Below are 12,663 nucleotides of genomic sequence, written 5' to 3'. Positions count from 1 at the left end.
TCACCGGCCATCGGCCGCCGCCGACACCGCCAGGATTCTCCTCACGCAGGCCGACTGGACGGACACCGCGCCCAGACATCTTGCTCGACCGGCTGGAGAAGTCCTTCGAGGCCCGACGCCGCTTCGTCGCCAACGCCTCCCACGCGGATTCACGAAGGCGCACACGCGGGGCACGGTCCCGCTGCTCGCTGCTCGCTGCTCGCACTCAGCCACCAGGATCTGGGAGACCCCGACCAAGATCTTCTCCCTGGCTTTCTCCCAAACGATCACCGGAGACGCAGCAAGGGCCTGATCCGTCTCCGAATCAGGCCCTTGACCTGGTACTTCTCTGTCGGGGTGGCGGGATTTGAACCCACGACCTCTTCGTCCCGAACGAAGCGCGCTGCCAAGCTGCGCCACACCCCGATGTCGTTGTTCCGGCGGTCCTGCCTGGGCAGGTCGCGGCGACATCGATTACTTTAGCGGACCGGCGGCCGGAGACGAAATCCGGTTTTGCGGGGTGGGGCGCGGGTGCGGCTCAGGCGTGCGGGGAGCGTTCCGTGAGGGTCAGGAGGGTGGCCTCCGGGGGGCACGCGAAGCGGAGGGGGGTGTAGCGGCTGGTGCCGCAGCCCGCGGAGACGTGCAGGTAGGACGTGTGGCCCTCGGCCGTGTGCGTGGAGAGCCCCTTCACCCGGTCCGTGTCCAGGTCGCAGTTGGTGACCAGCGCCCCGTAGAAGGGGATGCACAGCTGGCCGCCGTGGGTGTGGCCCGCGAGGACCAGGGGGTAGCCGTCGGCTGTGAAGGCGTCGAGTGCGCGCAGGTACGGGGCGTGCACGATGCCCATGGAGAAGTCCGCGTCGGCCACCGGGCCGCCCGCCACCCGCGCGTACCGGTCCCTCTTGATGTGCGGGTCGTCCAGGCCGGTCAGCGCGATCTCGTAACCGTCGATCTTCAGCGCGCCCCGGGTGTTCGTGAGGTTCAGCCAGCCCGCCGCGTCGAAGCCGTCCCGCAGGTCCTCCCACGGGTTGTGGACCGCGCCCACCACGGGTTTGTTGCCGTTCAGGCCGTGGCGGCCCTGCATCTTCTCGATCAAGTAGCGCCCGGGGTTGCGCAGCGTCGGGCCGTAGTAGTCGTTGGAGCCGAAGACGTACGCCCCGGGGAAGGACATCAGCGGGCCGAGCGAGTCCAGGACCTCCGGCACGCCCTCCGGGTCCGACAGGTTGTCGCCGGTGTTGATCACGAAGTCCGGGCGCAGGCCCGCGAGGGAGCGCAGCCACCGCTGCTTCTTGCGCTGGCCGGACACCATGTGGATGTCGGATACCTGTAGGACGCGCAAGGGACGCATTCCGGCGGGGAGCACCGGGACCGTCACCCGCCTCAGTCGGAAGAAGCGGGCTTCGATGCCCACGGAGTAGGCGATTCCGGCCGCGGCCGTCGCCGTGATTCCCAGAGGTACTGCGTATCGCGCGCGCATGCCCCCCATCGTGTCAGACCCCGTACGCCCGTTGGACGCCCCGTGGGCCCTGGGTGGCCGCCCCCGGAAATGAGGGGGCCACGGCTGCGTTCCACCTGCCACAATTGCCCCATGACCACGCTCAAGTCGAAGCTTCAGGACGACCTCAACGCCGCGATCAAGGGGCGCGACGAGCTGCGCTCCTCGACGCTGCGGATGACGCTCGCCGCCGTGCAGAAGGAGGAGGTCGCGGGCAAGGAGAAGCGCGAGCTCTCCGACGACGAGGTGCAGAAGGTGATCACCCGCGAGGCGAAGAAGCGACGCGAGGCCGCCGACGCCTTCACCCAGGGCAACCGCCCCGAGCAGGCCGCGCGCGAGCAGGCGGAGGGCGAGGTGCTCGCCGAGTACCTGCCCAAGCAGCTCTCCGACGACGAGCTCGAGCAGATCGTCGCCGAAGCCGTCGCCGAGGCGAAGGGCGCGGGCGCCGAGGGGCCGCGGGCCATGGGCCAGGTCATGAAGATCGTGAACCCGAAGGTCGCCGGGCAGGCGGAGGGCGGCCGCGTCGCCGCCACGGTCAAGAAGCTCCTGGCCGGCAGCTGAATCGCTGCGTTCTCGTACGTCGAGGGGGCGCCGCCCGAGTCGGATCTCGACTCGGGCGGCGCCCCCTCAAGCGTGGGCCGGTGCGTTCAGTGGCCGTGCGGCCCCCGGCCGGACGTGCCTAGTCCCGCCGGCCGCCGGGACCCCCGCCCCCGCCACCGATGACCCCGGGCAGGTCCGGCCACGGGTCGTCGTCATCGTCGTCGCCACCGCCGCCATGACCGTTGCCGCCACCGTTGCCCGGCTTCCCGTCATCGCTGTCGCCGCCGCCGTCCCCCTGGCCCCGGCCCCGGTCGCGGTCCCGGTCCCGGTCCTTGTCGCCGGGCAGCCGCACCGTCTCGAAGTCGGGGTCTGGCTTGCCCGCGAGCGCGCCGCTCATGGCGTCGCGCCAGATCGGGCCGGGGACCTCACCGCCGAAGACCTTGCCGTAGGGACGGCCGCCGATGGTGATGTTGACCATGCGGCGGTCGTGGGCCGGGTCGCCGACCCAGACGGCGCCGGACATGTTCGGGGTGTAGCCCGCGAACCAGGCGGCGTAGCGGAAGTCCGTCGTACCGGTCTTGCCCGCGCTGTCGCGGGAGCCGAGTCCGGCCTGCTTGCCGGTGCCGTCCTCGACGACGCCCTTGAGGAGGGTGTTGATCGTGTCGGCGGTCCGCTCCGACATGGCCTGCGAGCACGTCGACTTGGGCACCCGCAGGGACTTGCCGCCGAGAGTGCGGATCGACTCGATGGCGATCGGGGTGCAGTACCTGCCGCGCGCGGCGAAGGTCGCGTACGCGCTGGCCATCGTCAGCGGCGACACCTCCTGGGTGCCGAGCGCGATCGACGGCGCCTGGTCCATCGGCTTGCCGTTGGCGCGCTCGACGCCCATCTTGGCGGCCATCTTCGTCACCGGGCAGATGCCGATGTCGCCGATCATCTCCACGAAGTAGGTGTTGACCGACTTCGCGGTCGCCTCCCGCATGCGGTAGGGGCCGACCTCGGACTCGTTCTCGTTGGTGAGCTTCTGGTTGCCGAAGTTCCGCCAGGTCTTGCCGTCACAGGCGGAGACCCGCTTCGGGTAGGGCATCTCGTACGGCGAGTCGTACCGCTTGCCCGGTGACATGCCGCGCTCCAGGGCCGCCGCGGCCACGATCGGCTTGAACGTCGAACCGGGCTGGTAGCCCGCGCCGCCGCCCATGTCGACGTCCACGGAGAGGTTGATCTCCGTCTCGTTCTTGTCCTTGTCGTAGCCGTAGGCGCGGTTCTGGCCCATGGCACGGATCTTGCCGGTGCCCGGCTCGACGAACGTGCTGGCGGTCGCCACGTCGTCGGACTGGTGCACGTGCTGCTTCATCGAGGCCTGCGCGGCCTGCTGTGCCGTTGGGTCGAGCGTGGTCCTGATGCGCAGGCCGCCGCGGTCCCAGAGCTTGGCGCGGGCCTCCTTGGTCTTGCCGAAGACCGGGTCGTTCAGGAAGGTCTTCTCGACGTACTTGCAGAAGAACCCGGCGCCCTTCACGGCCGTGATGCAGCCGTTCTTGGGGCGGCTGACGTTCAGGCCGAGCTTGGTCCGCTTCGCCTCGTCGGCCTCACGCTGCGAGATGTCGTGCGTCTCGGCCATGCGCTGGAGCACGACGTTGCGGCGCTGCTTGGCCTCGGCCGCGTCGTTCACCGGGTCGTAGCGGCTCGGCGACTGCACGATGCCGGCGAGGAGGGCCGCCTCCTGGAGCTTGAGGTCCTTGGCGGGCTTGGAGAAGTACCGCTGGGAGGCGGCCTCGACGCCGTACGCCTGCTGACCGAAGTACGTGATGTTCAGGTAGTTCTTGAGGATCCGCTTCTTGCCGAGCTCCTCCTCGACCTGGATCGCGTACTTCAGTTCGCGGATCTTGCGGCCGAGGGTCTGCTGGGTGGCCTCGGCGACCTTGTCCGGGTCGTCGCCGGCCTCCTCCACGAAGACGTTCTTCACGTACTGCTGCGTGAGCGTGGAGGCGCCCTGCGCGACGCCGCCGCTCTGCGCGTTCTGGTTCACCGCGCGCAGGATGCCCTTGAGGTCCACCGCGCCGTGCTCGTAGAAACGGGAGTCCTCGATCGCGACGATCGCCTTCTGCATGTACGGCGAGATGCGCTTCAGCGGCACCACCGTGCGGTCGCGCGAGTACACCGTGGCGATGGCCCCGCCCGCCGAGTCCAGGATCGTGGTGCGCTGGCTGAGCGGCGGCTGCTTCAAGTTGGCCGGAATCTCGTCGAAGCCCTCGACCGACCCCTTGGCCGCGAGTCCGATCATGCCCGCCGCGGGCAGCGCGATCCCGGCGAGCACCGCGCCCGCGAGCACGCTCACGCCCAGGAACTTGGCGGCCTGCTGCGCGGGGGAGAGCCCACCGCCCGATCGCTTGTTTGCCATGGGGGCAGCCTACGTTCTGATTCGCCGGACACGCGTATATGCCTTGGCCTAAGCTGCTCTCAACTGTCACAGCAGTGCGGTCGCGCACCAAACCCCGTGCCGTTCCCGGAGAGGTCGGAAGCGACGCCGGGACGGAAGCCGGAAGCGATGCCGGAGTGATGTCGGAAGCGACGTCCGAATCCGCCTCGTCGGTCTCCTCGCGTCCGCTGTGACCCAGCTGAACTGCCCGCATTTGCCGGGTTGGTCACGCATGTCGCCAGCTCACTCCGTCGGGTGATCTGCCGCTTACGCATAGTCCGTTCGGACCATTCAAGATTGGGCCCGCAGGGGGTGTTGCGCTGTGCCCACCTTCCGTAACGTCCTCAACTGGCGGCGGTGAATATGCCGCTGCCGCCGTGGGGGAGCCTCGATTCGGGAGAGGACGGCGCCGGTATGGGCTGGGTAACCGACTGGAGTGCGCAGGCCGCCTGCCGCACTACCGATCCGGATGAACTGTTCGTACAAGGAGCAGCGCAGAACAGGGCCAAGGCGGTGTGCACCGGCTGCCCGGTGCGCACGGAGTGTCTGGCCGACGCGCTGGACAATCGCGTCGAGTTCGGCGTGTGGGGTGGCATGACAGAGCGGGAGCGCCGCGCACTGCTGCGCAGGCGTCCCACCGTCACCTCGTGGCGCAGGCTCCTTGAGACAGCACGCTCCGAGTACGAGCGTGGCACGGGCCTGCTGCCCGTGGACTTGGACGACGAGGAGACCTACGAGAGCTACGCGGCCGTGGGCTGAGCCCACGTCACGCGCCGCCCGTGGCAGGACGCCACGCGGCATCGCGCACCAGCACGCATCACCACGCACCAACCGACGCAGCACCCACCGCCGGCCCTCCGGCCCCCAGGAGTGCCGCCGCTCACAGGCGGCACCGGGGCCGCCGGGCGACCTGCCGCCAGAGCTGTGCGACATCTGACGTATGGGCTGTACGCCAGGTGATTCGACAGGGCGCGTCAGAACGGACGGTGTCCAGCTGCGACAGGGGTACGAGGAGTGCGCGCACCCGTCTGGACGGACGGTCACGTCCGGTCACCGGCTGCCCCGAGAGGGAGCCTTGACCGGAGAGGCGGCCGCGATCGGTGGCAGGCAGCCTTGGTCGGCGAGCGAGCCGCGATCGGTGGCAGGCGGCCTTGGTCGCCGAGTCAGCCTTGCTCGGCGGCAGCGGCGCCCGTCGACGCGAGCCGTTCGCCGATCGCGCGCAGGCCGTCGAGGTCGTGCACGTCGCCCGGCAGCGCCGCCACCTCGGCCACAGCCACCTCCGGGTGCAGCGCCGTGAAGCGGTCCCGGGTGTGCCGCTCACGGGCGAGCAGCCGCATGCGCTCGGCGTGCAGCCGCAGCAGGCCCGCCGTCAGCTGCTCGACGGACGCGCCGGAGTCGTTGTCTTTGGTTGAAGGAGAAGAGCCGTTCGCCTCAGGGGAGTTGGGAGCCTCGGACTCTGAGGAGTTACGCAGTCCAACCTTCCCGCCCTCCTGATCCACAATGCCGACCGCCTCAAGATTTTCCTCGGCGGCCGCTCCGGGCTTCGCCTCCGGACCCTCCCCGGGCTTCGCCTCCGGGCCTTCTCCGGGCTTCGCCTCCGGGCCTTCTCCGGGCTTCGCCTCCGGGCCTTCTCCGGGCTTCGCCTCCGGGCCCTCCCCGGACTTCTCCTCCAGCCCCTCCGCCGCGGCCAGCGCCCGCTCCGCCGAGAGCTCGGCCGCGCCGCTGCCGTGCACCCGGTTCAGGACCAGACCCGCGAGCGGCATGTCGTCCGCCGCGAGCCGCTCCACGAAGTACGCCGCCTCCCGCAGCGCGTCCCGCTCCGGCGACGCCACCACCAAGAACGCCGTCCCCGGCGCCTGGAGCAGCCGGTACGTCGCGTCGGCCCGCTTGCGGAAGCCGCCGAACATGGTGTCCATCGCGGCCACGAAGGTCTGCACGTCCCGCAGGAGCTGCCCCCCGAGCAGCTTGCCGAGGGCCCCCGTCATCATCGACATCCCGACGTTCAGGAACTTCATCCCGGCCCGGCCGCCCACCTTCGCCGGGGCCATCAGGAGCCGGATCAGCTTCCCGTCCAGGAACGAACCCAGCCGCTTCGGCGCGTCCAGGAAGTCGAGGGCGCTGCGCGAGGGCGGGGTGTCCACCACGATCAGGTCCCACTCGTCGCGGGAGCGCAGCTGCCCCAGCTTCTCCATCGCCATGTACTCCTGCGTGCCCGCGAAGCCCGCCGAGAGCGACTGGTAGAAGGGGTTGGAGAGGATCGCCCTGGCCCGGTCCGCGTCCGCGTGCGCCTCGACGATCTCGTCGAAGGTCCGCTTCATGTCGAGCATCATGGCGTGCAGTTCCCCGGCGCCCTGGACGTCCTTCACCCGCCGCGGCACGTTGTCCAGCGAGTCGATCCCCATGGACTGCGCCAGCCTGCGCGCGGGGTCGATCGTCAGGACCACGACCGTGCGGCCCCGCTCGGCGGCACGCAGGCCGAGGGCGGCCGCGGTGGTCGTCTTGCCGACGCCCCCGGAGCCGCAGCAGACCACGATGCGGGTCTTCGGATCGTCGAGCAGGGCGTCGACGTCGAGCGGGTCACGTGCCGGATCGAGGCTCATGGGTTTCCTGGTCTCCGCGTGATGACGTGATGAGTGGTGTCGTGCCGTACGCCGCGCTCACGAGACCCCCTGCCGCCGCAGCTCCGCCGCGAGCTCGTACAGGCCCCCCAGGTCGAGTCCGTCGGCCAGCAGGGGCAGTTCGTGCAGGGGCAGGCCGTGCTCGCCGAGCACGGCCCGCTGGGCGCCCTCCAGGGCGTACCGCTCGGCGTACTCGGCGGCCTGGGCGAGGAGCGGGTCCACGAGGCGGCCCGCGGCGCCACGGGCCCCGCCGAGCCCCGCGGCCGCCAGGGTCTTCGCGATGGCCGTACGCGGCGTGCGCTCCAGGCCGAGCTCCAGGTCCGCCTCGTCGAGGAGGGCCGGGCGCACCATGTTCACGATGACGCGGCCCACCGGAAGGTCGGCGGCGCGCAGCTCGGCGATGCCGTCCACGGTCTCCTGGACGGGCATCTCCTCCAGGAGCGTCACCAAGTGCACCTCCGTCTCAGGGGACTTGAGGACCCGCATGACGGCCTGTGCCTGATTGTGTATCGGTCCGATCTTCGCGAGCCCCGCCACCTCGTCGTTCACGTTGAGGAAGCGGGTGATGCGGCCCGTCGGCGGGGCGTCCATGACCACGCAGTCGTACGCGTACCGCCCCCGCTTGTCCTTGCGGCGCACCGCCTCGCAGGCCTTGCCGGTCAGCAGGACGTCGCGCAGGCCCGGCGCGATGGTGGTGGCGAAGTCGACGGCGCCGAGCTTCTTCAGGGCGCGGCCCGCGCCGCCCAGTTTGTAGAACATCTGGAGGTAGTCCAGAAGGGCCAGTTCGGGGTCGATGGCGAGGGCGTACACCTCCCCGCCCCCCGGAGCGACGGCGATCTTCCGCTCCTCGTAGGGCAGCGCCTCTGTCTCGAAGAGCTGCGCGATGCCCTGTCTGCCCTCGACCTCCACGAGGAGGGTGCGTTTGCCCTCCGTCGCGAGGGCGAGCGCGAGGGCCGCGGCCACCGTGGTCTTGCCGGTACCGCCCTTGCCGCTGACGACCTGGAGCCTGCTCACGTATTCGAGCCTAACCAGTCCCCCGGCGGGCTACGCATGAGGCCCGGGACCTCAGGCGTTCGTGAGGCCCCCGGTGCCAGGCATTACAGTCGCCGTATGACCAAGTGGGAATACGCAACCGTGCCGCTGCTCGTCCATGCCACGAAGCAGATTCTGGACACCTGGGGCGAGGACGGCTGGGAGCTCGTCCAGGTCGTGCCCGGGCCGAACAACCCCGAGCAGCTCGTGGCCTACCTGAAGCGGGAGAAGCAGGCATGAGCGGTGTGGTCGAGGCCCGGATCGCCGAGCTCGGTCTGACCCTGCCCGGCGTCGTCCCGCCGCTCGCGGCGTACCGGCCCGCGGTCCAGTCGGGCGTGTACGTGTACACGGCCGGCCAGCTGCCCATGGTGGACGGCAAGCTGCCGGTCACCGGCAAGGTCGGCGCGGAGGTCACGCCGGAGGAGGCCAAGGACCTGGCCCGCACCTGCGCGCTGAACGCGCTGGCCGCGGTCAAGTCCGTCGCGGGTGAGCTGGACCGGATCGCGCGCGTCGTGAAGGTCACCGGATTCGTCGCCTCGGCCCCCGACTTCACCGGCCAGCCCGCCGTCCTCAACGGCGCCAGCGAACTCCTCGGCGAGGTCCTCGGCGACAAGGGCGTGCACGCCCGCAGCGCCGTGGGCGTCGCGGTGCTCCCGCTGGACGCGCCGGTCGAGGTCGAGATCCAGGTGGAGCTGCTGCCGCAGTAGCGGTACGCACCAACTACCTCTCGAACATCCGCACCACACCGGATAGCCTCCGCCCATGGCGAATGGGCAGTGGTACCCACCGGAGTGGCCCGACCGTGTCCGTGCCCTCGCGGCCGGCGAACTGACGCCTGCAGCGCCCCGCCCGGCGGCCACGGTCATGCTCCTGCGGGACACACCGGACACCGGCGCGGGGCCCGAGGGGCCCGAGGGGCACGGGGCGGGGCCCGAAGCGCACGGCCCGGGCCCCGAAGTGCACATGCTGCGCCGCAGCGCCTCGATGGCGTTCGCGGGCGGCGCCTACGCCTACCCCGGTGGCGGCGTCGACCCGCGCGACGACGACCACCACGTCCGCTGGGCGGGCCCGCCGCGCACCGCGTGGGCGGCCCGCCTGGGTGTGGACGAGGCGGCGGCCCAGGCCATCGTGTGCGCGGCCGTCCGCGAGACGTTCGAGGAGGCGGGCGTGCTGCTCGCCGGGCCGACCCCGGACACCGTCGTCGGCGACACCACCGGCGACGACTGGGAGGCCGACCGCGTCGCCCTGGTCGCCCGCGAGGTGTCCTTCGCCGAGTTCCTCGACCGCCGGGGCCTGGTCCTGCGCAGCGATCTGCTCGGCGCGTGGGCCCGCTGGATCACCCCGGAGTTCGAACCCCGCCGCTACGACACGTTCTTCTTCGTCGCCGTCCTGCCCGCGGGCCAGCGCACCCGCGACGTCTCCACCGAGGCCGACCGCACCGTCTGGATCCGCCCCCGGCAGGCCGCCGAGCGCTACGACCGCGGCGAACTCCTGATGATGCCGCCGACCATCGCCACGCTGCGCCAGCTCGACGGCACCGCCACCGCCGCCGACGCCCTGGCCGCAGCCGCGTCCCGCGACCTGACCCCCGTCATCGCCCGGGCCCGCCTGGAGGACGGCGAGCTGGTCCTGTCCTGGCCGGGCCACGACGAGTTCACCAAGCACATCCCGGTGGGCGGCACCGCATGAGGCGGCCGGCCCCCGCCCACCGGCACCGCACCCACCCGGACCCGACGGGAGCCACCCCCGCATGACCGAAGCAGCCGCACTCCCCGGCCAGCCCCGCGGCGGCGTACTCAGCGGTCCCGCCACCGCCCGCGCCGTCAACGTCCTCGCGCCCAACCCGTCCGCGATGACCCTGGACGGCACCAACACCTGGATCGTCGCGGAGCCCGGCTCCGGCCTCGCGGTCGTCATCGACCCGGGCCCCCTCGACGAGGCCCACCTCGCCCGTGTCGTCGCGACGGCCGAGGAGCGGGGCGCGCGGGTCGGCCTGACCCTGCTGACGCACGGCCACCCCGACCACGCCGAGGGCGCCGCGCGCTTCGCGGAGCTGACCGGCACCAAGGTCCGCGCCCTCGACCCGGCGCTGCGCCTCGGCGACGAGGGCCTCGCGGCGGGCGACGTGATCACGACGGGCGGCCTGGAGCTGCGCGTCGTACCGACGCCCGGACACACCGCCGACTCCCTCTGCTTCCACCTGCCCGCCGACCGGGCCGTCCTGACGGGCGACACGGTCCTGGGCCGCGGCACCACGGTCGTCGCCCACCCCGACGGCCGCCTCGGCGACTACCTGGACTCGCTGCGCCGCCTGCGCTCCCTCACGGTCGACGACGGCGTGCACACGGTGCTCCCGGGCCACGGCCCGGTGCTCGACGACGCCCAGGGCGCGGTCGAGTTCTATCTGGCGCACCGGGCGCACCGCCTGGCCCAGGTGGAGACGGCGGTCGAGAACGGGTACGTGGCGCCGGGCGACGTCGTGGCGCACGTGTACGCGGACGTGGACCGCTCGCTGTGGCCCGCGGCGGAGCTGTCGGTGCGGGCGCAGCTGGACTACTTGCGGGAGCACGGGCTCATTTAGGGCTGCGGGGGCGCGGGGTCCTCCGGGGCTGTGGGGGGGGGGCACGGGCTCGCCCGGGAAGCTGCGCGAGCACGGGCTCATCCGGGGCTGTCCGGAGGATCGGTCCGGCGCGGGCCCTGCGGACGCGCCGGAGGACTTCCTAGTGCGCCCCGGGCTCGTCCTGCTCCGGGCGCGGGGCCTTCACTCCGTGCACCGCCGCGTACTCCTCGGCCAGCCACGGCCCGATCACGTCGGTGTACTCGCGCAGCGCGGCGGTGTCGGCGGCCGGTTCGAGGGCCATGGCGGCCGCCGCCCGCATCGGGTCGGCCCATTCGGGGTAGTACCGCGCGAACACCTCCGCCATCTCCGTGAGGTCGCTGGTCCAGCCGCCCCAGCGCGGCATGACGAGCGTGAAGCCGGTGCGCACGAGGTGGCGGGAGGCGCCGCGGACCAGGGCGCGCAGGGCCTCGGGGTCGTCGGCGGCCGCGGCGGCCCGGGCGCGCCAGCGGGGCAGGAACAGGGCGAGGTCGCCGTTGGTCTCGCGGGCGAGGAGGCTGTCGGGCCGGTAGCGGGGCAGGAATTCGGCCAGGTCCTCGCCGAGCAGGGGCGTGCAGAGGCAGGCCACGAACCAGCCGAGGTCGTACGTCTCAAGATCGCTCAGGACGGCCGCGCGGCTCGACAGCAGGACGCCCACGCCGTCGACCTCGGTGAACTCCTTGTCGACGGCGGCGGCCACGGCGTCCGCGTCGGCGCGGTCGTCCGGAGTCGGCTCCGCGCGCAGGACGAGCAGCAGGTCGAGGTCGGAGCGGCCCGCGCGGGCGGTGCCGCGGGGCACGGAGCCGTACAGGTACGCGCTGTCGAGGCGCTTGCCGAAGGTCTCCGCGACGCGGTCGCGCGCGGCGGCCACGACGGGCCACAGGGCGTCGCCCACCCGCCCCAGCGAGCCCTCACGCTCGATGTAGCCCTGACTGTCCAGTCCCCGACTGACGGTGCCCATGGGCCCACTGTGCAGCGTGCCGCGCCCCGGGGCACGTAAATTCCGCCCTGAAGTCGACTGGTGGCGCGGGGCGCGGGCGTGCTCGCGGGGATACGACGACGGGGCCGCCCCCTGGTTCAGGGGGCGGCCCCGATCGCGTACGGAGCGCCGGGCCCCGTACGTGAGGAACAGCGTCAGCGCGACCGCTTGGCCAGGCGCTCCACGTCGAGCAGGATCACCGCGCGGGCCTCCAGGCGCAGCCAGCCGCGGCCCGCGAAGTCGGCGAGGGCCTTGTTGACCGTCTCGCGCGACGCGCCGACCAACTGGGCCAGCTCTTCCTGGGTGAGGTCGTGCACCACGTGGATGCCTTCCTCGGACTGCACGCCGAAGCGGCGGGACAGGTCCAGCAGGGCGCGGGCCACGCGGCCGGGGACGTCGGAGAACACCAGGTCCGACATCTGGTCGTTGGTCTTGCGCAGGCGCCGGGCGACAGCGCGCAGCAGGGCGGCGGCCACCTCAGGGCGGGCGTTCAGCCAGGGCTGGAGGTCGCCGTGGCCGAGGCCGAGCAGCTTGACCTCGGTGAGGGCGGAGGCCGTGGCCGTGCGCGGGCCCGGGTCGAAGAGCGAGAGCTCACCGATCAGCTCGCCGGGGCCGAGCACCGCGAGCATGTTCTCGCGGCCGTCCGGGGACGTGCGGTGGAGCTTCACCTTGCCCTCGGTGACCACGTACAGCCGGTCTCCGGGGTCGCCCTCATGGAAAAGCGCGTCTCCGCGCGCGAGGGTCACCTCACTCATGGAGGCGCGGAGCTCCGCGGCCTGCTCGTCATCGAGCGCCGCGAAGAGCGGGGCGCGCCGCAGAACGTCGTCCACGAGTTCTCTCCTTGTCGACCTGCATCAGGGGACCGTGCCCCCAGTTTGCCGGACGGTTCAAACAGTGTGATCAGTCACTCAAGTCTGCCGCACTTGTGACGGGGGCAATGCGGAAGGGGGCCAATTGGGGGCCGATCCGGGGGACCGGCGACGGATACGGACGTCCGGACGTGGGTCGGAC

Annotated in this window: 12 protein-coding genes and 1 tRNA gene; 6 read left to right on the top strand and 7 right to left on the bottom strand. The window is 71.8% G+C overall.

What is annotated here, in order from left to right; genetic code table 11:
• Positions 1 to 331: 331 nt before the first annotated feature.
• Positions 332 to 405, bottom strand: a tRNA-Pro gene (locus tag QUY26_RS17715).
• 112 nt (positions 406 to 517) lie between these two features.
• On the bottom strand, positions 518 to 1,453 hold the full coding sequence (locus QUY26_RS17710) for a metallophosphoesterase (RefSeq protein WP_289947765.1): 936 nt from the start codon (positions 1,451 to 1,453) through the stop codon (positions 518 to 520).
• 111 nt (positions 1,454 to 1,564) lie between these two features.
• On the opposite strand from QUY26_RS17710, the gene QUY26_RS17705 reads away from it, so the two are divergent.
• Entirely contained in the window at positions 1,565 to 2,032 is a 468-nt protein-coding gene (locus QUY26_RS17705) for a GatB/YqeY domain-containing protein (RefSeq protein ID WP_289947763.1), read from the top strand.
• A 118-nt stretch (positions 2,033 to 2,150) separates the two neighbouring features.
• On the opposite strand, the gene QUY26_RS17700 is transcribed toward QUY26_RS17705, so the two are convergent.
• Entirely contained in the window at positions 2,151 to 4,409 is a 2,259-nt protein-coding gene (locus tag QUY26_RS17700) for a transglycosylase domain-containing protein (protein WP_289947760.1), read from the bottom strand.
• 432 nt (positions 4,410 to 4,841) lie between these two features.
• On the opposite strand from QUY26_RS17700, the gene QUY26_RS17695 reads away from it, so the two are divergent.
• A complete protein-coding gene (locus QUY26_RS17695) occupies positions 4,842 to 5,186 on the top strand; it encodes a WhiB family transcriptional regulator (RefSeq protein ID WP_170316297.1) in 345 nt (114 codons plus the stop codon).
• Between the two features lie 404 nt (positions 5,187 to 5,590).
• Here QUY26_RS17695 and QUY26_RS17690 read toward each other — a convergent pair whose 3' ends face one another.
• Both QUY26_RS17690 and QUY26_RS17685 read right to left on the bottom strand, forming a co-directional pair.
• Positions 5,591 to 7,027: an ArsA family ATPase gene (locus QUY26_RS17690; protein ID WP_289947758.1), complete on the bottom strand. Its 1,437-nt coding sequence runs from the start codon at positions 7,025 to 7,027 to the stop codon at positions 5,591 to 5,593.
• Positions 7,028 to 7,084: 57 nt separating this feature from the next.
• A complete protein-coding gene (locus QUY26_RS17685; protein WP_289947757.1) occupies positions 7,085 to 8,059 on the bottom strand; it encodes an ArsA-related P-loop ATPase in 975 nt (324 codons plus the stop codon).
• 96 nt (positions 8,060 to 8,155) lie between these two features.
• Between QUY26_RS17685 and QUY26_RS17680 the strand changes: the two genes are divergently transcribed.
• The 4 genes from QUY26_RS17680 (at position 8,156) to QUY26_RS17665 (ending at position 10,658) form a co-directional block, all read left to right on the top strand.
• Positions 8,156 to 8,317 (top strand): DUF4177 domain-containing protein, encoded by a 162-nt coding sequence (locus QUY26_RS17680; protein ID WP_003975360.1) that lies wholly within the window; start codon positions 8,156 to 8,158, stop codon positions 8,315 to 8,317.
• The gene (locus QUY26_RS17675) at positions 8,314 to 8,784 is read left to right on the top strand and encodes a RidA family protein (protein WP_289947756.1); all 471 of its coding nucleotides are present in this window, start codon (positions 8,314 to 8,316) and stop codon (positions 8,782 to 8,784) included. Before QUY26_RS17680 ends, QUY26_RS17675 begins: the two co-directional genes overlap by 4 nt.
• Before the next feature lie 55 nt (positions 8,785 to 8,839).
• Positions 8,840 to 9,766 carry an NUDIX hydrolase gene (locus QUY26_RS17670; RefSeq protein WP_289947755.1) on the top strand — a complete coding sequence of 309 codons (927 nt, stop codon included), beginning with the start codon at positions 8,840 to 8,842 and terminating at the stop codon, positions 9,764 to 9,766.
• A 61-nt stretch (positions 9,767 to 9,827) separates the two neighbouring features.
• Positions 9,828 to 10,658 carry an MBL fold metallo-hydrolase gene (locus tag QUY26_RS17665; RefSeq protein ID WP_289947752.1) on the top strand — a complete coding sequence of 277 codons (831 nt, stop codon included), beginning with the start codon at positions 9,828 to 9,830 and terminating at the stop codon, positions 10,656 to 10,658.
• 139 nt (positions 10,659 to 10,797) lie between these two features.
• Here QUY26_RS17665 and QUY26_RS17660 read toward each other — a convergent pair whose 3' ends face one another.
• Positions 10,798 to 11,634, bottom strand: a complete 837-nt coding sequence (locus QUY26_RS17660) for a nucleotidyltransferase domain-containing protein (RefSeq protein WP_289947750.1) — start codon at positions 11,632 to 11,634, stop codon at positions 10,798 to 10,800.
• 173 nt (positions 11,635 to 11,807) lie between these two features.
• Positions 11,808 to 12,482: a Crp/Fnr family transcriptional regulator gene (locus QUY26_RS17655; RefSeq protein ID WP_016642758.1), complete on the bottom strand. Its 675-nt coding sequence runs from the start codon at positions 12,480 to 12,482 to the stop codon at positions 11,808 to 11,810.
• Positions 12,483 to 12,663: the final 181 nt, after the last annotated feature.

The sequence above is a fragment of the Streptomyces flavofungini genome (assembly GCF_030388665.1).
GTDB lineage: Bacteria > Actinomycetota > Actinomycetes > Streptomycetales > Streptomycetaceae > Streptomyces > Streptomyces flavofungini_A.
This window is presented reverse-complemented; position numbering and strand designations above follow the sequence as displayed.